This window comes from Vibrio sp. SSH13-20 (assembly GCF_040104475.1).
GTDB lineage: Bacteria > Pseudomonadota > Gammaproteobacteria > Enterobacterales > Vibrionaceae > Vibrio > Vibrio harveyi.
Genome location: NZ_JBECOU010000008.1, coordinates 83,805 through 104,245, shown reverse-complemented (window position 1 = coordinate 104,245; position 20,441 = coordinate 83,805). Strand labels below are relative to the sequence as shown.

General features: G+C 46.2%; 20 protein-coding genes. 7 read left to right on the top strand and 13 right to left on the bottom strand.

The annotated features are described in order from the left end of the window. Positions 1–2: 2 nt before the first annotated feature. The gene (locus ABMY42_RS21260) at positions 3–1,142 is read right to left on the bottom strand and encodes an efflux RND transporter periplasmic adaptor subunit (RefSeq protein ID WP_349266760.1); all 1,140 of its coding nucleotides are present in this window, start codon (positions 1,140–1,142) and stop codon (positions 3–5) included. A gap of 224 nt (positions 1,143–1,366) precedes the next feature. Here ABMY42_RS21260 and ABMY42_RS21255 point away from each other — a divergent pair, with 224 nt between their 5' ends. Together ABMY42_RS21255 and ABMY42_RS21250 are read left to right on the top strand one after the other, a co-directional pair. Further along, complete coding sequence (locus tag ABMY42_RS21255; RefSeq protein ID WP_269992263.1) at positions 1,367–1,795, top strand: hypothetical protein; 429 nt, start codon at positions 1,367–1,369, stop codon at positions 1,793–1,795. 9 nt (positions 1,796–1,804) lie between these two features. Further along, a complete protein-coding gene (locus ABMY42_RS21250) occupies positions 1,805–2,479 on the top strand; it encodes a Crp/Fnr family transcriptional regulator (RefSeq protein ID WP_038873229.1) in 675 nt (224 codons plus the stop codon). Positions 2,480–2,551: 72 nt separating this feature from the next. Here ABMY42_RS21250 and tsgA read toward each other — a convergent pair whose 3' ends face one another. The 9 genes from tsgA to ABMY42_RS21205 form a co-directional block, all read right to left on the bottom strand. Further along, positions 2,552–3,718 carry an MFS transporter TsgA gene (gene tsgA / locus ABMY42_RS21245; RefSeq protein WP_050910918.1) on the bottom strand — a complete coding sequence of 389 codons (1,167 nt, stop codon included), beginning with the start codon at positions 3,716–3,718 and terminating at the stop codon, positions 2,552–2,554. A gap of 86 nt (positions 3,719–3,804) precedes the next feature. Continuing rightward, complete coding sequence (deoD, locus tag ABMY42_RS21240; RefSeq protein ID WP_005439921.1) at positions 3,805–4,512, bottom strand: purine-nucleoside phosphorylase; 708 nt, start codon at positions 4,510–4,512, stop codon at positions 3,805–3,807. A 224-nt stretch (positions 4,513–4,736) separates the two neighbouring features. Further along, complete coding sequence (locus ABMY42_RS21235; protein ID WP_005439919.1) at positions 4,737–5,585, bottom strand: ABC transporter permease; 849 nt, start codon at positions 5,583–5,585, stop codon at positions 4,737–4,739. A gap of 2 nt (positions 5,586–5,587) precedes the next feature. Next, a complete protein-coding gene (locus ABMY42_RS21230) occupies positions 5,588–6,868 on the bottom strand; it encodes an ABC transporter permease (RefSeq protein ID WP_349266759.1) in 1,281 nt (426 codons plus the stop codon). Next, positions 6,865–8,004, bottom strand: coding sequence for an ABC transporter ATP-binding protein (locus ABMY42_RS21225; RefSeq protein WP_349266758.1), 1,140 nt, complete (start codon positions 8,002–8,004; stop codon positions 6,865–6,867). Before ABMY42_RS21225 ends, ABMY42_RS21230 begins: the two co-directional genes overlap by 4 nt. 74 nt (positions 8,005–8,078) lie before the next feature. Then, positions 8,079–8,993, bottom strand: coding sequence for a dihydrodipicolinate synthase family protein (locus ABMY42_RS21220; protein WP_199481609.1), 915 nt, complete (start codon positions 8,991–8,993; stop codon positions 8,079–8,081). 56 nt (positions 8,994–9,049) lie between these two features. Beyond that, positions 9,050–10,021, bottom strand: a complete 972-nt coding sequence (locus ABMY42_RS21215; RefSeq protein WP_349266757.1) for an ornithine cyclodeaminase family protein — start codon at positions 10,019–10,021, stop codon at positions 9,050–9,052. A 105-nt stretch (positions 10,022–10,126) separates the two neighbouring features. Next, on the bottom strand, positions 10,127–11,200 hold the full coding sequence (locus tag ABMY42_RS21210; protein ID WP_038897579.1) for an ABC transporter substrate-binding protein: 1,074 nt from the start codon (positions 11,198–11,200) through the stop codon (positions 10,127–10,129). A 121-nt stretch (positions 11,201–11,321) separates the two neighbouring features. After that, the gene (locus tag ABMY42_RS21205; RefSeq protein WP_349266756.1) at positions 11,322–12,578 is read right to left on the bottom strand and encodes an FAD-dependent oxidoreductase; all 1,257 of its coding nucleotides are present in this window, start codon (positions 12,576–12,578) and stop codon (positions 11,322–11,324) included. A gap of 110 nt (positions 12,579–12,688) precedes the next feature. On the opposite strand from ABMY42_RS21205, the gene ABMY42_RS21200 reads away from it, so the two are divergent. The 4 genes from ABMY42_RS21200 (at position 12,689) to ABMY42_RS21185 (ending at position 16,851) form a co-directional block, all read left to right on the top strand. Then, positions 12,689–13,690 carry a 4-hydroxyproline epimerase gene (locus ABMY42_RS21200; RefSeq protein ID WP_349266755.1) on the top strand — a complete coding sequence of 334 codons (1,002 nt, stop codon included), beginning with the start codon at positions 12,689–12,691 and terminating at the stop codon, positions 13,688–13,690. An 18-nt stretch (positions 13,691–13,708) separates the two neighbouring features. Beyond that, positions 13,709–15,241: an aldehyde dehydrogenase (NADP(+)) gene (locus ABMY42_RS21195; protein ID WP_349266754.1), complete on the top strand. Its 1,533-nt coding sequence runs from the start codon at positions 13,709–13,711 to the stop codon at positions 15,239–15,241. Positions 15,242–15,381: 140 nt separating this feature from the next. Beyond that, positions 15,382–16,056: a GntR family transcriptional regulator gene (locus tag ABMY42_RS21190; RefSeq protein ID WP_029791076.1), complete on the top strand. Its 675-nt coding sequence runs from the start codon at positions 15,382–15,384 to the stop codon at positions 16,054–16,056. A 27-nt stretch (positions 16,057–16,083) separates the two neighbouring features. Beyond that, entirely contained in the window at positions 16,084–16,851 is a 768-nt protein-coding gene (locus ABMY42_RS21185) for a hypothetical protein (protein WP_045490165.1), read from the top strand. A gap of 111 nt (positions 16,852–16,962) precedes the next feature. Here ABMY42_RS21185 and ABMY42_RS21180 read toward each other — a convergent pair whose 3' ends face one another. The 3 genes from ABMY42_RS21180 to ABMY42_RS21170 form a co-directional block, all read right to left on the bottom strand. Next, positions 16,963–18,084 (bottom strand): diguanylate cyclase, encoded by a 1,122-nt coding sequence (locus ABMY42_RS21180; protein WP_050907289.1) that lies wholly within the window; start codon positions 18,082–18,084, stop codon positions 16,963–16,965. 195 nt (positions 18,085–18,279) lie between these two features. After that, positions 18,280–19,455: a 23S rRNA (adenine(1618)-N(6))-methyltransferase RlmF gene (gene rlmF, locus ABMY42_RS21175; protein WP_349266753.1), complete on the bottom strand. Its 1,176-nt coding sequence runs from the start codon at positions 19,453–19,455 to the stop codon at positions 18,280–18,282. After that, a complete protein-coding gene (locus ABMY42_RS21170; protein WP_005528224.1) occupies positions 19,442–19,957 on the bottom strand; it encodes a M48 family metallopeptidase in 516 nt (171 codons plus the stop codon). The genes rlmF and ABMY42_RS21170 overlap by 14 nt, the downstream gene beginning before the upstream one ends. Before the next feature lie 139 nt (positions 19,958–20,096). On the opposite strand from ABMY42_RS21170, the gene ABMY42_RS21165 reads away from it, so the two are divergent. Further along, the gene (locus tag ABMY42_RS21165; protein WP_005439862.1) at positions 20,097–20,324 is read left to right on the top strand and encodes a glutaredoxin family protein; all 228 of its coding nucleotides are present in this window, start codon (positions 20,097–20,099) and stop codon (positions 20,322–20,324) included. Positions 20,325–20,441: the final 117 nt, after the last annotated feature.

The following is a 20,441-nucleotide window of genomic DNA, read 5'->3' as shown; positions in this document are numbered from 1 at the left end:
GATTACCCATTCAACTGCTTAGTATTGTCGTGCCATTCCATTATTTCGATACTGGTACCGGGAAAAGCGTTCTCACCACCAACGACCACCACTTGCTCTCCTTCATTGACACCACTGGTCACTAGGGTCATGCCGCCAGTATTACCATCGGTCGTTACAAGCCGCTCTTCCAATTGCCCATTTTTCACCACCAACAAGTAAGCCTCGCCCGTCGATTTGTGTTTCACGGCTAAATTGGGGATAGCAAAAGCCTCAACTTCGCCAACGGGGATCTGTGCTCGTACAAATTGCCCAACCAACAATCCGCGTGATGTGTTATCTACGACGGCACGTAATGTCACGTTGCTGGTTTCTTCATCCACATACACAGCGGAATAGACCACCTTACCGGAGAGGATCTGACCGCTGGGCGATATCACTTTTAAGCTGCGATCGGATTGATGGATGTCATCGGTTAAGCGAGAAGCCATAGACGCCGGCACTTGAACATCGAGATACACTTGATCAACCTTACGAATCACCGCTAGCGGCGACGAGTCACTCGGCTTGACCAACGCACCTTCAGTGATCAGCTCTTCACCTATCACACCGTCAATTGGAGCGGTTACGACGGTACGCTCTAAATCGAGTTTGGCTTTATTAAGCTGCGCTTTGCGGCTCATCCATTGCCCTTTCGCTGTACCAACACTAAAACGCGCATCATCTAAGTTCTGCTGACTTGCAAAATCAGTCTCACTGAGCTTTTTCAATCGCTCATATTGCGCTTGTGCTTTTTTATAAGCGTTTTCAGCTTCAACCACGTTAGCACGCTGGGTTTCGACTTCAATTTGGTAGGAGTCAGCATCGATTTGATATAAGGGTGTGCCTTTCTTCACAAAGTCCCCTTGGGTGAATAACCTTGCTTCGATGATCCCCTCAACTTGAGGGCGGATTTGCGCAATTTTGATGGGATTTACGCGCCCTTGCACTTGCTCATACAACGCCGTAGTCGTGGATTTGGCAACAACAGTAGAGAGTTTTACAACCTGAGCAAATGCTGCCGGACCTTCTTGACTGGCTTCTTCAGAAGCGGAAGATGGATTGCACCCTGTGGTTATAAGAGCGGCGGCAATCATCACCGCAACCAAAGACTTTCTGTACATGTTTCTTTCTCACAATCAGATGACACGTTTTCGTCACTTAACTTGAATTCGCTCCCAAGGACGGAGCAGTGTGAAAACGGAAACTAGCAGCGGCTTGGTTAAGACAGGGTTAAGAGACCAAGCAATATCACGCAATAACGTAAAGAGGGCGACATGCATGTGACTTTTCGAATACCTTAAACGCAGTTACACTACGCCCTCTTTTCCTTTTCTGACACATTCCCATGACTGACGCTGATATCGAGCTGCAACACCTTTGGTTAGAAGTCCAAGCTGAGCGCTGGCAGAACCTGTCACGCTTTTTGTTTAGCTATTACTGCTACAAACACAACCTCGTGAGTAAAACCAATAAAGTGTGTTGGGAAACAGCCCGTGCTTCACTACCTTGCTCTAAGACGATTACCGAGCGCAAACATGCGGTTATCGAACCATTGATACCGGAAGATACAGTCGTTGGACTATTAAAAACCATCAGTAAAGATGGCGACATGAGCTTTGAAATAATGGCGAGCACACTCGACACATTTTTGCGCTATGTTGTGATCAGCAAACAAGAAAAATCCCAGCTAAAACCCAACATGCCGGCAAGCTGGTATCAGCTAGAGAACAAGCCATTAATGGCACGTTTTGAGCTCGCGGGTATTGTCATTTAAGGTACGTCGATGCAATTACAAACCCTAGGTAAAGGACGCTTCGAGGCGCAATGGAGTGAAGATAAACATCTCATCGAAAAAACGATCCGAGATTGCATCTGTACGCGCCGAATTTTTGATGAAAACGAAAAGCTCCTCACCCAAGGTGAGCATGTCGAAAACTTATATCTGGTCGACTCTGGTCGTATTTCTATGGGCGTTACAGCAAGAAACGGCAAAACCTTTCTGCTTGGTACACTTGAGTGCGAACAACAAGTCTTTGGTGAGATGGAATTCTTTACTGGCTATCGCTGCCAAATGGATATCGTTCCGGTAGAACCGGTTGAAGTTGCGATTATTGACGCGCAAAAGCTGCAAAAATGCTTGTTAGAACAGCCTCGACTGTCGCTTTACTTTGCCAGCGCCATCGCGATTGATTACCAAGATACGGTGGAGATTCTTTCTCGCCGATTACTTTACCCAATCACCTATAACGTGGCGTACGACATTTATCATCAGTATTTAAATGACCTGCCAGTGGATGGATTCCAAAAGAACTATTTGGAAGCGGAGCGATTTGCCACCTCAGACCGTGTTTATCGCCGCGCAGTGAAAGAGCTTGAAAGCAAAGGCTTCATTGCTAAAGAAAAGAAAGGATTACGTATTCTCGACTTGGACGGACTGCGTAATTTTGTCGAAGAATAGCTGAGTTCTTCAATCGTAAATGAGAAAAGGTCTGCACAATGCAGACCTTTTTGTTCTCTCTCTTAATTTCATTTAAGCGGTTTGCGTTTGCTCTACTGTCTTAAACTTCATTGAAACCACCAGCATTGCGACGACTGCTGCGTAGATAACTGGGATGGCGTACATCACGGTTTGCAGACCAACCACACTCTCCATTACCGAACTGATAGCTGGGCTGAACATCGCGCCCGCACTGCCGCTGATTAGGATGTAAGATACGTTTTTACTGGTTGCATTGCGAACAAATGATACACCGTAAGCAATGAAGGCATTGTAAAGCGCTGCACAAGCAAAGCCGTAACCGTAAGTCAGGTATGACAACCATTCTAGTTTATCCGTAGTAACGATAACGCTGGTGATCACCATAGCAACAGAGATGATAGTCAGTAAGAAAGTCTGAATCTTCATACGCGAAACAATCACGGTAGAAACCAACGCACCAACCAGAGCGGCAGACCAGTATTGAGTGATGATGTTGCCCGCTTGTTCAAATGGGATATCAAACTTCTCTTTCACGAACATTGGCGCCCAAGTTAGGAAGGTGTACAGCGCAAGCATACCTAGGAACAAACCTACGCCACCGCTAATGATGCCGAAGTTCCATTCAGATTTTGCTTCTTGCTCAGAGCCACTTTCGCCGCCACATTGGTTAAAGTTGGTCAGCAAAGCAACAAACATGGTTGCCAAAGCTACTACACCCACGCTTAGGTAACTGATGCTCCAGTTCATTGCATTAGTCAGCGCGTAAGTGGTGATCAATGGAAAGACGACGCCTGCAATGTTAAAGGTCGCGTCTTGTACCACCAGCATGGTGCTTTGAATTTTGTCTTTCCACACCGATACCACGATAGTACCCGCGATACAAAGACCAACACCGCCACAGAAGCCAATCACAGTCATGCCGAGCATCACGATAAACAGAGAAGGCGCGACATATAGACTCAGTGCCGCTGCGGCAATCGCGCCGTAACACAATACGGTCATGCGTTTAATGCCGACTTTTTCAATCAAAAAGAAAGCCGCGATCGTACCGGCAAGTGCACCGCCGTTTAATAGCGAGAAAATCGATGCGACTTCGTTAACGTTCGCATCAAAGGTGTTGGCAAGCGGTTCAACCAACATACCAAATTGGGTCGCAAAACCCGCCATGATGAAGTTGGCGAGAAAGCTAATTGCGGTGAGTGTTATTTTATTTTTCATAATTCACTCCAAGGGCTCATAGATAGATGTTCTTAGTATTAGAGAGAGCCGACTAACCAGCTCTCAAAGAAAACTTAATTGTAGGGTTAAGCTTTAATCGCAGTTTCTAGCGCAATTTCAATCATGTTGTTGAAAGAAAGCTGACGCTCTTCTGCTGTGGTTTCTTCGCCAGTAATACAGTGATCAGACACGGTCAAAATCGCCAGCGATTCAATGCCAAATTGATGTGCCAAGCCGTACAAGCCCGCCACTTCCATATCCACACCAAGCACCCCAAAGCGCTCTAAGGCTGGGATCATATCTTCATCCGGATCGTAATAAAGATCGCCTGTGAAAATGTTACCTACTTTGACATCAATGCCCTTCTCTTTCGCAGACATGTAAGCGTTGTGCAGCAGTTCAAACGTTGCAGACGTTGCCATATGGTAGCCACTGCTGCGCTTAGCATTCGTCGGTGAATCTGTGCCTGCCGCTTGGGCTAGGATAACGTCACGCATGTGAACGTCTTTTTGCGTCGCGCCGATGCTGCCGATTCGGATGATGCGTTTCACACCAAAGTCATTAATCAGCTCGTGACCATAAAGCACCATTGATGGAATGCCCATGCCGTGCCCCATCACTGAAATGCGCTGACCTTTGTAATAACCGGTGTAGCCCAGCATGTTACGAATGTCCGTAACCAGTTTGGCGTCATCTAGGTAGGTTTCAGCGATGTATTTCGCGCGTAGCGGATCGCCCGGCATGATAACAGTTGAAGCAAAATCTTCTGCAGAACCTGCGATATGAGCAGTCATAATGTTTTCCTCGTTCGTTCTGATGGCGCAATCATAGTGAGGAAGCAGGACAAAGTTTCAGGACAAAAGTCCGGTTTGAAAGTACGAGCTCTCATAACTGAGCAAAGCGTCAGTATTCAACGAAAAAAGCGCCCACAAGGAGGCGCATTCGGTCAAAAAAGTGAGTAATTCTTTGCAGAGAAAGCTCAGGGTAACCGCAAAATGGCTTGTTGCTTTAACCAGATTTATTCTTGAATGCCACGGATGCGCACGTTTCGTCTGCGCAGTATTTCTAGCGTGACGAGCAGACACACCGACATAAAAATCAACAGTGTCGCGACGGCAAGTATCGTTGGACTGATTTGCTCGCGAATACCAGACCACATTTGCCTTGGTACGGTTTTTTGCTCCGCCCCCGTTAAGAACAACGCGACCACCACTTCATCAAACGAAGTGCCGAAAGCAAACAAGCCACCGGAGATCATACCCGGACGTATTAGAGGAAACGTCACATGTCTGAAGGTATATACTGGATTAGCTCCAAGGCTAGCAGCGGCTTTAACTAAGCTGTGGTCAAAACCACTAAGTGTTGCCGTTACCGTGATCACCACAAACGGTGTACCAAGTGCAGCGTGAGCCAAAATGATGCCGATGTAAGTTTGGGACAGTCCTAAGCGCGTATAAAAGAAATACATTGCTGCCGCCGAGATGATCACCGGAACAATCATTGGCGAGATCAGTAGCGCCATAATAGCATTGCGAAACGGCAAATTACTGCTGGCTAATCCTAGTGCCGCTAATGTGCCAAGCGCTGTGGCAATCAAAGTTGCCATCAAAGCGATAAAAGTGCTGTTTTTGAGCGCTAACAACCACTGCTCGTTGGTGAACATCTCTTGATACCAACGCACTGAGTACGCCTCGGGGTCAAGATTTAGCATGCCCTCAGTAAAGGTGAAATAAGGTGTGGCATTAAACGATAAAGGAATGATGGTTAAAATCGGTGCAATAAGGAAAAACAGCACCAAGCCACAAAAGACCAAATACCCAGCGTAGGCAACTCTCTCGCCTTTGGATGCATAATTTGGCAAACCCATGATTACCCTCCTACCTTGATATTATTAATGCCCACGACGCGGTTGAACACATAAAATAGCGTTAACACCACAAACAGCAATAGACCGCCTAAAGCCCCTGCCATGCCCCAGTTCAACGAGGTTTGCATGTGATAAGCAATCATGTTGGAAATCATCTGCCCGCTTCGCCCGCCAACCAAAGCTGGCGTGATGTAAAAACCGATGGAAAGGATGAAGGTCAAAAGCGCGCCTGCGCCAATACCGGGTAGCGTCAGCGGCATATAAACTTTGGTAAACGCCACCAAAGGCGTGGCACCAAGTGAACGAGCCGCACGAAAGTAAGTCGGACTAATGCCCTTCATCACGCTGTAGAGCGGTAAAATCATAAACGGCAAAAGGATGTGGACCATCGATACCACGGTGCCAAACGTATTGTGAATCATTTGAATCCGTTCCGACGTCAAGCCAGACCAAATCAGTAAGTCGTTAATCACACCTTGGTTTTGCAACAACACAATCCAAGACGTAGTCCGAACAAGTAGCGAAGTCCAAAATGGCAAAAGAACAACGATCAACAATAGGTTTGCGCGCTTGTCTGGTAAGTTTGCTAACAAGTACGCTACGGGGTATGCCATTACCAAGCAAATGAGCGTGATTAAGACCGACATCCAAAAGGTTTTAAAGAAAAGGTCGACGTAGATCTGGCGTTTTTCTGGTTGCGCTTCAATTTCACCAAACTCATTCACTTGCATGTCTAATGCCGCTAAATAGTGGCTCAATGTAATGGCGCCACTGAGGTTCTTAAACGCCGCCCAATACTTGGTTTCTGCCCAGCGCTTGTCTAGCTTAGATAACTCTGTCATCGATGTTGGCAACGACTCAAGGCGAGATAACTTTCTTCCGGTTTTCATCATTAAGCTGCGCATTCCGGAAACTTCAATATTCATGCGATTGGCGATTTTTGGCAGCGTTTTGCTTTGATACAAACCCAATAGCTCATGAGAAAACGCAGCGATCACTTCTGGGTGCGGCTGACCGCGATAGTCCCAGCTTTCCAGCGCTTGAATTGTTTCTGGTAATGCTTGAGGTATGGCTCGATTGTCGACACTGCGATACAGCATTTCTAAGATGGGAAATGCAAAGGTGAGCAAAATGAAACACACCAAGGGCAAAGTAAGCATGATCGAGCGAATGGTTTTTCTCCGTTCTGCTTTTTGCAGCTGAGCTTTGAGATCGTGTTCTTGCTCATGAACTTGGCGCTCGATTTCCAATACCGAGTCCAACGAGGTTAACTCTCGACTCATGCTGCCTCCTCATTGCATTCCGTTTGCGGTTGAGATTGAGGCTTTGAGCAATCAAGGGCGTGGCAATCTTCACTTTGCCAGCCGATGCGGCATTGTGCGCCCGGAGTAAGTGAGAGATGGGGGCGATTGTCATTTGGCACTTTGACGACGAGTTTACCCACCGTCTCAACGTCAACCACTAAGCGATAATGGTCACCATGGTAAATGAGCTCACGCAAGATACCGGAAACTTGGTTATCACACTGATCGCCATCAGACTGAAGGATGATTTTTTCCGGTCGAATCGAAAGCGTGGTGCTCTGCCCTCGCTCTTTGACTCTTACAGGTTTCGCATTGAATGCCGCTTTCCCGACCTGCACTTGGCAACGAGTATCATCTAACGTGTTTACAATACCGTTAAGTTGGTTGTTCTCACCGATAAACTGCGCCACAAACGCATTGCTTGGCGATTCGTACAACTCAGTTGGCGGCGCCAATTGCTGCACTTCGCCATGGTTAAATACCGCAATGCGATCAGACATCGTCAGCGCTTCATCTTGATCGTGCGTCACGTACAAAATGGTGATGCCGAGCTTTTCGTGAAGATGCTTTATTTCCATCTGCATCTGCTCGCGAAGCTGCTTATCCAACGCACCCAACGGCTCATCCATCAACACAAGTTTTGGCTCGAACACTAAGGCTCTTGCGAGTGCAACGCGCTGCTGTTGACCTCCGGATAACTGCTTGGGATAACGACTGGCAACGTGCCCTAGCTCCACCATGTCTAATGCGCTTTGCACTTTACTTTCAATGGTATCACTGTCGAGCTTGCGAACCTTCAGCGGAAAAGCAAGATTTTCAGCAATGGTCATATGAGGAAAGAGCGCGTAGTTTTGAAATACCATGCCGATGTCTCGCTTGTGCGGAGCAAGGTTATTCACCGGCACGCCATCAATATAAATTTCGCCGCCAGTGGCAGTTTCAAACCCTGCCAGCATCATTAAGCACGTGGTTTTGCCCGAACCGGAAGGTCCAAGCATGGTGACAAACTCGCCAGGGGCAATATCTAAGTTAAAATCTTTTACAACCAAGTTGGTGCCATCGTAGGTTTTCTTAACGTGTTGAAAGCTGACATAGTCCTTGTTCGCCGAATTCATGGCTTCCCTCCTCTCACTTTTTTGAACATCAAGAATAAGCAGAGCGTCACTTAACGCCCTGCTAAGCAGCTTGGTTATAGATTGTATTTAGTTAGATCTAGACGAGTAGCAATCGCATGCTCGACCAATTGAATCACCTGTTCACGCTCTGCGCCTTGCAAGATTTGACGAGGGGCACGAACTTGCTCAGAGCCGCGTCCGCACACTTGCTCTGCCAACTTGATGCACTGAACCAAAGTCGGGATGGTGTCTAAACGCAGCAATGGTAGGAACCAGCGGTAAATCTCCAACGCTTCTGCGTAACGACCTTGACTTGCCAACTTGTAAATCGCTACTGACTCTTCAGGGAATGCATTGGTCAAGCCAGAGATCCAGCCTGTTGCACCAAGCATCAGTGATTCAAGCGCAATGTCATCAACGCCGCTGAACACGGTAAAGCGATCGTCAAATTGGTTGTAGAGTTCTGTAATGCGGCGCGTATCCGTGGTGGACTCTTTCACCGCCACAATGCTTTCAAATTCAGCCAGTTTCGCCATGATGTCGAGATTGACATCCACACCGTAAGAAACTGGGTTGTTGTAAATCATGATTGGCATTTCTGGCGTTGCTTGCGCCAAAGTGCGGTAGTAATCAAAGGTTTCGCTTTCTGACGTGCGGTACACCATTGCAGGCATCACCATACAGCCATCAATACCGATTTTTTGAGCGTCTTGCATATAGTCAATCGCTGCAGTGGTAATGGACTCTGCCGTACCAGCAATCAAAGGTACACGACCATTGACCACTTCTTGTGCTGCCTGCAATACCTGACGTTTTTCTTCTGGATACAAGGCGCAGTTTTCTCCTACTGTACCCAAACAGATGATGCCGTTGACGCCATCTTTAATTTGGTTATCGATAACGGTTTGCGTCGCATCTAAGTCAATCGACTGATCGTGACGAAACTGAGTACTGACCGCTGGATAGACACCTTTCCATTCTACTTTCATGAACTTTCTTCCCTATATGTATATTGTATGCAATTTAAAAAGACGAGCTAAAATGCTCAAACTAGGCTGATGCCACTTTCTTTCAATACCGCTTGTACGGCGGCTAAATCGGCTAAGGCACTGCCCACCGATTTGTATAAGGTGATCGCCTCATCACTCTGACGCCCTCTCACTTCTTTGGCGCAAAGCTGTGGCAACTCTCCTTTAATCTGTTCGGCGTTAAACACGCCCTCTTGGATTGGGAGCAGTAAATCCCCTGCTTCCGCTAACACATTAATGCGGCTATCGACATACACCTGCGCGCGTTGCACAACTGTCGAGTCACACTCTCGTTTATCCGAATCATGATTGCCCACTAAGTCGATATGCGTGCCGGGTAGAACCTTTGCACCATCAAACAGTGGTGTAGCAGAAGCGGTCACACAACTAATGATATCAACGTGTTGAAGAGCCTCATCGACGCTCTCAACCACCGACACCGCAAACTGACGCTCGATTGGCAAGGATTGATACTCTGGCGAAGAGACTATGCGATCGACGGTAGCCATTGCTTTTTCCAAGCAGCGTCCCCAAACATAAACCTGTTTAAGCGGTCGAACTGCAGCATACGCCCACGCAAAATATGGTGCCAAATTACCAGTTCCGCATATCAGCAACCGAGAGGCGTTTTCACGCGCTAGGTAATCCGCAGCTAACGCAGACGCAGCTGCCGTGCGCCAGAAGGTCAGCACTTTTCCATCGACCAACGCAACGGGTTGACCGTCTTCTCTATTAAACACCAAGATTTTGGAAGCCAGCGTATCTTTGCCATGTGCCGGGTTCTGTGGAAAATAGGTAAAAGCTTTAACCGCGATTAAGTCTTGGTTCCATGCTGGCAGCAAAGCAAATGCTTCATACTTACCTTCTTCCAAAGGCATCACTCTTCGTTGGGGAATAGCAGCTGGCTGGGCATAAGTTTCTCGCATGGTTTCAATCAATGACTTCATGCTCAAACACGTGGCAACTTGCTGCGCATCGATAACGTTCATCGTTTCTCCAAAGTAAATAAGGGGGGACATCAGAGGCGGAACTTTTGATTATCAAGCCCGCCCCTTCAGAGGTAACACTCAACTGAGTTAGCGCTTGGTTAATGCCTAATTAAGCAGCCAAGTGTTAAACTCTTCATTGAGCTCATCGGCATAATCCGACCACCACTCATCATTAATCAAAAAGGCTGTTTTAAAGTTCTGCGGTGCGGTAGGCAGGTTTGCCAAAATCTCAGGACTTACTTGTGCCGAAGACGACTTGCGGGTTGGACCATAGGCAACGTATTTTGCTTGGTCAGCTAAAGGCTTGGTACCCGACGAAAAGGCGATGAAATCGAGCGCTAACTTGGTGTGCGCACTGCCTTTTGGAATCGCCCAGCCGTTCATGTATCCCATTTGGTGATCCCAAATGATGCGAAATGGCTGACCTTCATCTTGTCTGGCATTATGGATACGACCGTTAAATGCCGAGGCTATTACCACTTCTTTGTCGGCGAGCATTTGTGGTGGCTGAGCACCTGTAGTCCACCACAACACTTGTGATTTGATGGTATCGAGCTTGGCAAATGCTCGCTCGCGCCCTTGTTCGGTCTCTAGCAAGGCATAAACCTCTTCAGGCTTCACGCCATCCGCTAACAGCGCCCACTCTAAGTTACCTTGAGGCTGCTTTTGCAGCGCACGTCGACCAGGAAAGTTCTGCAAATCAAAAAGGTCGGTCAACTTGCTTGGTGCGGCTTTACCTTTGAATGCCTCTTCATTGACGGCAAGTACGGTCGAAACCACAATCGAGTTGATTGCGCATTCGTGAATCGCTCCTTCAATGAAGTCTTGTTCTGCTGGCGTGCCATCCGCACCCGGCGGCAAAATACTTGGATTAACAGGCTCCAACAGCCCTTCTGCACAGCCGCGTACAATGTCTGGCTTGTCTAGCGATACCAGATCCCAGCGCACATTATTAGCTTCTACTTGCGCTTTGATTTCGGCTAAACCACCACTGAAGTCTTCTGAGACAATCTCAACGCCCGTCTTTTTGATAAAAGGTTTGTGGTACGCCTCAACTTGGCTCTTGGTAAACGCACCGCCCCAAGACACAATCGTTAATTTCTCTTCTGCGTATGCAGAGGTCCCCAACAGCATTCCTGAAATCAACATCGCCAGTGGTGCTTTCGTCATTCGTGACATGTTTTACTCCTTTGGTCGTTTTCTGGAGGTATCCGGATACGGCTGCTGGACACCTTGTTGTTAAATTTTCGTTAACATTAGCATTAAATATATTTTATACAATATTTAATATTAAAATTTTTTAAGCGAATCGCTTGAGCGTAAATGGTGAAAGATCAACCGATGTTTTTTTGCCTTCAACAAGCTCCAAAATCAGATCGGCGGTGATTGCAGCTTGGGTTAATCCAAGGTGCTGATGCCCAAATGCTAGCAGCACTTTTCCTTCACAAATCTGGTCAATCACAGGTAACGAGTCCACTGTTGAAGGTCGATTTCCCATCCACTTTTCCTGTTGCTTGAGCGGGTTTAATCCACTCTCGAACATCGCATCCCCTTGCTGATACAGCATCTCGGCACGCTTCATATTCGGGGGAGATTCTACGTGCGCATACTCCACGGTTCCCGCTAAACGCAGCCCACTAGCCATTGGCGTCATGATGAATTTTCGGTCGGCAGAGCTGATCGGAAACGGCAACGCTTGCCGTTTATCATCCATCATCAAGTGATACCCTCGCTCGGCTTGAATTGGCACAGCGATACCAGTTAATTGCTTCACTAAAGGCTTGGAATGTACCCCGGCAGCAACGATGATACGGTCGAATGAATATTGACTTGATTCCACCGATACTTGTCCCGACTGACTTAGAGCATCAATCGTTTTATTAACAATGGTCCCACCCTGCTTCTCAAATTCATCATAGAGTTCAATGCAGATGGAATAAGGGTCTATCGTATGTCCCGTCTCAGGAAAAAACACCCCATGACGAACCTGGCGACTAAGCTCGGGAAGCTGTTCACGGATGGTTTTCTGCGTCCACACTTGATACTTCACGCCGTGTTTTTCTAGCTCTTCTAGCGTACTTTGATAACGTTCGAACAACCGCTCGCTTTCAAAGGTCAATAACGAGCCATCCATTTTGATCAGGTCTTTTTTCTCGATGGAATCGAGCAGCTGTTGCCAGCTTTTCACTGCTCTTGAATTGAGACTTTTGATGGCGTTGGTCGAAGGCTCTGTCGACGATGGTTTGGCTTTTGATAAGAATCGAAGCATCCAACCCATAGTGGAAGGGAGATCTTGCCAACGGATAGAAACCGGACTTTTTGGGTTCAATAGCATCTTAGGTAACTGAGGAATAAGACCCGGTGTTGCGAGAGGAAAAACTTGCTCAGTGGCAATGTGTCCAGCGTTCCCTTTCGAGCAACCATTTCCCACGCCATTCGGATCGAATAGCGTCACCTGATGCCCTTGTTGCTGCAATTTTAAGCCAATTGCCAAGCCGATGATCCCCGCGCCTACTATCGCTATATTTTGATTTCCAGTTTCTTCCTTGACCAACATGAATATGCTCCAAGTCACATTTGAAAAAGCAGATTGTATACAATATATTTTACATCACGATAACATTAAGCCCGTTCGATTCAACCCATTTTTTCAGCAAGGAGCGAAAAATGAGACAAGGAACCTTTTTCTGTATCGATGCCCATACCTGTGGCAACCCTGTCCGATTAGTGGCAGGCGGTGTTCCTCCGCTTAAGGGCAATACCATGAGTGAGAAGCGCCAATATTTCTTGGAACACTATGATTGGATTCGTCAGGCATTGATGTTTGAACCTCGTGGTCATTCCATGATGTCAGGTTCTGTTGTTTTACCGCCTTGTAGTGACAATGCTGATGCCTCGATTTTGTTTATCGAAACCAGCGGCTGCTTACCAATGTGTGGGCACGGCACAATAGGTACCGTCACCACAGCAATTGAGAATCGGCTGATCACACCAAAGGAAGAAGGTCGTTTGATCCTTGACGTCCCTGCTGGACAAATCGAAGTGCATTACCAAACAAAAGGTGACAAGGTCACGTCAGTAAAGATCTTTAACGTTCCTGCTTACCTTGCTCACCAAGATATCACCGTTGAAGTAGAAGGACTGGGAGAAATCACTGTCGATGTTTCTTATGGAGGCAACTACTACGTGATTGTCGACCCACAAACCAACTATGCCGGTCTTGAGCACTACTCACCTGATGAGATTTTGATGCTCTCCCCCCGAGTACGTGAAGCGGTTTCAAAAGCGGTGGAATGTGTGCACCCAGACGACCCTACTGTGTGTGGCGTCTCTCACGTACTTTGGACAGGTAGCCCTACTCATGAAAACGCAACCGCTCGCAACGCGGTGTTTTATGGCGACAAAGCCCTTGACCGCTCCCCTTGCGGCACAGGCACCAGTGCCCGTATGGCGCAGTGGCATGCCAAAGGCAAACTCAAACAAGGTGAGGACTTTGTCCACGAAAGTATTATCGGCAGCCTGTTTAACGGACGTATTGAAGGCGTCACTGAAGTGAACGGGCGAGCAGCCATTCTGCCTAGCATCGAAGGCTGGGCGCAAGTGTATGGACACAACACCATCTGGGTGGATGACGAAGACCCATACGCGTATGGATTTGAAGTGAAATAAGGACAGTAAGGAATCACAATGAACCCGCAAACCGACAACGTTTTTTACGCTACCAACGCCTTTACCGGTGAAACGCTTCCCCCTGCATTTCCTGTTCACACGGAAGTTGAGGTCAATCAAGCCGCAACTGCTGCTGCAAAAGTCGCACGCGATTTTCGCCGCTTAAATAACAGTAAGCGCGCTAGTCTGCTTCGCACGATTGCCAGTGAATTAGAGGCAAGAAGTGATGACATTATCGCCCGAGCCCATTTAGAAACGGCGCTTCCCGAAGTACGCCTGACAGGAGAAATCGCTCGTACAGCGAATCAACTTCGCTTATTCGCTGACGTAGTCAATTCTGGCAGTTATCACCAAGCCATTCTTGATACGCCAACCCCAACTCGCGCCCCACTACCTAAGCCAGATATTCGTCGCCAACAAATTGCGCTTGGTCCTGTCGCGGTATTTGGTGCATCCAACTTTCCGTTGGCTTTCTCTGCTGCTGGTGGAGATACTGCTTCTGCTCTAGCGGCAGGATGCCCGGTGATTGTAAAAGGTCATACTGCGCACCCAGGTACAAGCCAAATCGTTGCAGAGTGTATCGAGCAAGCGCTGAAACAAGAACAGCTACCACAAGCGATTTTCACCTTGCTGCAGGGAAATCAGCGCGCTTTAGGACAAGCTCTGGTCAGCCATCCTGAAACTAAAGCGGTGGGCTTTACTGGATCGGTTGGCGGTGGACGCGCCCTGTTCAACCTAGCGCAGCAACGACCTGAGCCAATCCCGTTCTATGGTGAACTTGGTGCGATTAACCCGACGTTTATTTTCCCTTCCGCAATGAGAGCCAAAGCCGACTTAGCGAAGCAATTTGTTGCTTCAATGACCATAGGATGTGGGCAATTTTGTACGAAACCTGGCGTATTGTTCACGCTGAACACACCGGAAACACAAGGGTTTATTGAAACCGCGCAAGCCCTCATTCGACAACAATCTCCTTCCACTCTACTTACTCCCGGAATCCGTGATAGTTACCAATCACAGGTCGTCAGCCGAGGTTCTGACGACGGAATTGACGTCACTTTTTCTCAAGCGGAGTCCCCTTGTGTTGCATCAGCTCTCTTTGTCACGAGCAGTGCAAATTGGCGCAAACATCCTGCGTGGGAAGAAGAGATTTTTGGTCCACAATCGTTGATCGTCGTTTGTGAAGATGTGGCTGATATGCTTTCGCTCAGTGAAACGCTGGCAGGCTCGCTAACCGCGACAATTCATGCAACGGAAGAAGATTACCCACAAGTATCGCAGCTCATCCCTCGTTTGGAAGAGATTGCTGGACGACTGGTATTTAATGGCTGGCCGACAGGCGTAGAAGTTGGTTATGCCATGGTACATGGCGGTCCTTATCCTGCATCGACCCATTCGGCTTCTACTTCTGTTGGTGCGGAAGCCATTCACCGTTGGCTACGTCCGGTGGCTTATCAAGCGTTACCAGAAAGCTTACTGCCCGATTCGTTAAAAGCAGAAAATCCATTGGAGATCCCGCGCGCAGTAGATGGCAAAGCAGCTCACAGTTAAGTCATTGGCTCAAAAAGGCACCAGTTGGTGCCTTTTATTTCACGCCACATCTCAAAACCTTCGCTTGCAGTTGGCTTAATCCAGAAAAACAATAAACTAAAGAAATTGGATACAATATTTATTTTTGACGGGAGACTTCAATGTCACAAAAACCTGTTTTTAAGACCCGCACTCAACTGGTTGAGGAAGCGATTCGAACTCAGATCCTTAAGGGCGAGTTAAAAACTGGTCAACCTTTACGTCAGGACGCGTTGGCAAAAGAGTTTAATGTTAGCCGTATTCCCGTTCGTGAAGCGTTAGTGCAATTGGAAGCACAAGGATTAGTGAGCTTTGAGCCTCATAAAGGGGCAACAGTAACCGAGCTCTCTCCAGATAAAATCGACGAGTTGTTCGAACTGCGTGCCGTAGTGGAATGCCACATTTTAGAGCGTGCGATTCAGAACATGACTGACGAAGATCTCGAACGCGCACGTGAAGTCCGTGAACGTTTTGAAGCGGTAGTCAACAGCGGCGATGAAGTAGAAGAATGGAGCAACTACAACTACGAATTCCATAAAGCGCTGTATACCCCAGCAAACATGCCAGAAACCATGGATGTGATTTACAGCCTCAACACTAAGTGCGACCGCTACATTCGCATGCAACTGCTGTTCACTACGGGCATTCAAAAGGCAGAGCAAGAGCATTTGACCTTGTTCGAAATGTGTCAAAACCGCGATGTGGACGGCGCTAAGTATCTGCTGAAAAAACACATTTTGGAAGCTGGTACCGCCATTCGTAACTTGTTGTTGGAACAACAGAACACATCAAAATAAGCTCAGCAGTTAAGGTGGTGTTAAGAAATGAATGTCGGACCTAAATTTCTATTAGCGGCGCTGCGACAAAAGATCAAAGATGAGGGGCTGTGCTACAGCTCTTTGTCGGAGAAAAGCGGTATTCCGTTGTCGAGCATCAAACGCCACCTTCATAATCCTTCTTTGGGCTTGGATAAAATCCTTGTCTATCTCAACTATTTAAACACCGATCTTATTGAACTAGCCAACCTCGCCAATCAGCTTCAGCATGAGAACGAACAAATGCTGACTGAAGAGCAAAGCGCGTTATTTCTTGAACACCCCTACCTTCTCGACTTTATCTATATGGTGACGTCTCGTAACCTCGACCCGCAAGACATTGCGAAAACCTATCAGTTATCAGAAACCAGTCTGCGTTTTTATCTGCGGATCGCGGAAATGCTAGGTTATGTTGAAGATTTTGGTGATGGGCTGTTCTACCGTTCTGGGCGACGCTTTTTGATGGAAGAAGGCTCTGAACTCGACTCATTATTCCGTGAACGCTTCCAAAAAGAATCCTTATCTCACGAGGTAAATCCGGGGATTTGTGTCGGTCGTATTCGTTTGACCAACGCACAACGCCAACAACTAGAAGAAGAAGTTTACAACAAGCTGGTTAAGCTCAATGCGATCAATACTTCTAATGATGATGGTGAACTCACCAACGTATTAATGCGTTGTACTCCTGGAGCACAAATTTTCTTCTCTGACGGACTGCCTGACATTGACGGCGACCTATTAAAATATGTCGCACAACTCACCAATAAAAAAAATTAATATGATTGTTATTGAACTTCAATCGATTTTATATTGATTTTCAATTTAATATTAATTATCGAATTTAAAATCGACAACTAGCTACTTTTAATTCACCGCAGTTAATATCGTTTATATCTCGTCTGCGATGACAATATTTCGACCATTGAGTTTTGCTTTATATAAGCACTGGTCTGCTTTATCTAAGTAATAACGAATATCCAAATTCGGTTCTGGACACTGAGTGAACACACCAATTGAACTGGTTAATATGTGACTTTGAGCACTGGTTTCACAAATAATAGAAAGCTCGGCTGTGGCTTTTCTAAACGCCTCTGCGCGGTTGATTGAGGTTTTATGTTCAGACCCTACAATCACAACTAGAAACTCTTCCCCACCAATTCTAAACACGATGTCATCGAGGTCATTAAAGTGAGCAGACAACAATGCGCCTACTTTGGTGATTGCTTCATCCCCTTTTAGATGACCAAACCGATCATTTAGTTGTTTAAAGTAATCTAAATCAATGGATACAAAGCTGACGAGTTGGTTAGTGTCTTGTGCTTTATTAAGAATATCTGGCGTCATGATATTGAAGTATCGGCGATTGTACAGACCCGATAATTCATCAGTAATAGCGAGTTCTTGCAGCTTTTTATTGAGACATCTCAATTCTTTCTCAGCAACAAAGCGACGATGCTTTTCTCTCACTAATTCAATAGATTGACTTGATACCTCAAAATACATTTTAAGTACAGTATCGGCAACCAAGCCATTGATACCTTGCAAAGTGTCGACAGCATTCACTTTCGCCGTCTCTAAAGAGTCACTCGACTCCAACTCTCTTACTGCCACGCTCATTTTTTTATCGTCGCCAATAATATGGAACACGAGCCAACGCACTAAGAACTGTAGGATATGCTCAATAGATTCTTGCCAGTTGAGATCTTTCGAGTCCGCTTGGATTTTTATGACTTCATCAACAAAAGAGGCATGGCTCTTCTTATGCTCATCATTCCAAATATCATCAGAAAAGTATTCATTCCATACACTTTCTTCATATGAAAAGTGATATTGAGCATAGTCTTTTAACTCACTAAATACACCGTCTACTTCAATCTGGTCATCATAAATCAACGTATTAGCTAATTTATTCACCAATAAAAATAGATGGTAATGTTGTTCATCAATCTTTTTCATCCCTGTCTCAAAATTGTGATTCCAAGGGAAGATGATCAGTTCGTTATCGGACATCGCTGGGCATATATAAATATTATTTCTTTACTGGATAGTACCCCATGTTATTTTAACTTGATAGCCCTACCATATAATTTGACATAAAGAGAAAATAAACTTGTTATAATTATTAAATTAATGAATTTCTTGTTAAAAAATAGCACCAACAAAGTGGTGCTATTTTTTAATTATTTGAACAGCTTTGCTGGATAACTACTTTAATTCAATCCACGCTTTACGCTGCGATTTGTCCATGTAGGACCAAGCGATAAAGCGGCTGACTTTTTGTCCTTGGCTCATTTCCACGATCCGGATAGCTTTTACACCCAACTTTTCAAGTTGTTTACGCATCGGACGAACATTGTCTTTCTTTGAGATTAACGTGGTAAACCAGAGCACTTGTGCACTGAATGCTTGGCTTTCGTTCGCCATTTTACGGATGAATGCAGCTTCACCACCTTCACACCATAGCTCAGCATTTTGGCCACCAAAGTTAAGCGCGGGTTTATTGGCCTTTACTGGTGGCGTTTTCGCTTGATGAGCTTGAACCTTCACGCCCTTCTTACGCTGATTCGCTTTTAAATTATCCAGCTTACGCTGACTGCCCATTGCGGCTTCTTCAGCTGAACGGTGGAATGGTGGGTTACAACTCGTAATATCGTAGCGATCGTTTGGTTGGATAATACCACGGTAAATATTGGACTCACTGGTTTGTTGTACCAGTTCGATCTTACCGTTTAACGAGGCATTACGCTCTGTGATTGCTCGTGCTGATTCAATCGATGTTGCGTCAACATCGCTACCAGTGTAATGCCATCCATATTGAGTCACACCTACGATTGGGTAAATACAGTTTGCCCCTACACCCACATCAAGTGCTCGCACCTTATGGTGTGCGTATTTGCCTTTTACTTCACTATCAAGCAACTCTGCTACGCGATGAACGTAATCCGCACGCCCAGGAATGGGCGGACATAAGTAAGTATCAGGAATATCCCAGTATTCAATATCATAATGCGCCGCCAGCAATGCTTTATTGAGCATCTTGACGGCTTTTGGATCAGAGAAGTTGATTGAGTCTTCCCCTTTCGGATTCTTTATCACAAATGATTTGAGCTGAGGCTCTGCTGTGATTAGCTTTTTGAAATCGTAGCGACCTCGATGTGCATTACGTTCATGCAATCCACTTTTGGCAGTTTTGATCACTTCCACATCGCTGCTTTTGTTCGCGGCGTTAGTTTTCAGACCAGTGCTTTTTGCCGCACTCGCAGCTTTTGCTGTTGGTTTATTTTTCACACGCTTTGGTTTGATCTTGGTGACTTCTTTGCTCGGCTTAGACTTCGCCGTTTTTGGCTGAGCTTGTTTCGCGTTGTGATTATTGGTCTTCATTCGAATTCGCTTTTAAATCGAGGTAAATCATAAACAGACGAGCATCAAATTCGAGTTGGTGATACTCAGGTTCCATATAACAGCACAGTTGGTAAAAGGCTTTGTCGTGGTTTTTCTCACGCGTGTGTGCCAGCTCATGTACCACCAGCATGCGTAATAACGCTTCAGGTGCATCTTTAAACACGTTCGCAATGCGAATCTCATTTTTCGATTTCAGCTTGCCACCATGGTTACGACTTATCACGCTATGCAAACCAAGCGCATTGTTTACAGCGTGAATTTTCTTATCGTAGACCACTTTGCTAATTGGCGCGGCTTTCTTCATGTAGCGATTTTTGATCGCTATTGCGTATTCGTAAAGTGCCTTTTCGCTTTTGATTTGGTGTCTATCTGGGTAGCGTTTTTCGAACCAAGGCACCAGTTTACCACTGTCGACGAGTGAACTGACTTGCTCGACAATGTTCTGCGGATAACCTTGAATATATCGAAGTGACGGATGCATGCGTATTAAGTCTGCTATGACAAAAGAAAGGCGCTAAATATACCTGAGATGAGCAAGAGTTTCATCTTAGGTTTCGAGCTTTCCTTTGTTGCGAAACCTCGCTAAACTTCGCCTCCCGACGATAATGGAGAGAAATTGAATGAAACGTGTCGTTCTTTACGTCAAAGACAAATGCCCGCACTGCAAAGATGCTCAACGTTATCTTGATTCGAAAAATATTAACTACCGCTTGTGCAATGCAAAAATGCAACGCGGACGCAAAGAGCTCGATGCACTGGGGGCTCGTTCTGTACCTGTACTGAAGATTGGCGATCGAGTCATGATTGGCTGGAATCCAAAGAACTTTGAAAAAATGTACAGCAACTAAGTGACATATTAATCAATTTGTTTGATCACTTAGTCACGTTATCTCTACCCTAAAGAGCTTCTCCAAAGAGAGGCTCTTTTTCTATCTGCCCACCCTATTTCTTTGTCTGTCGCTCTT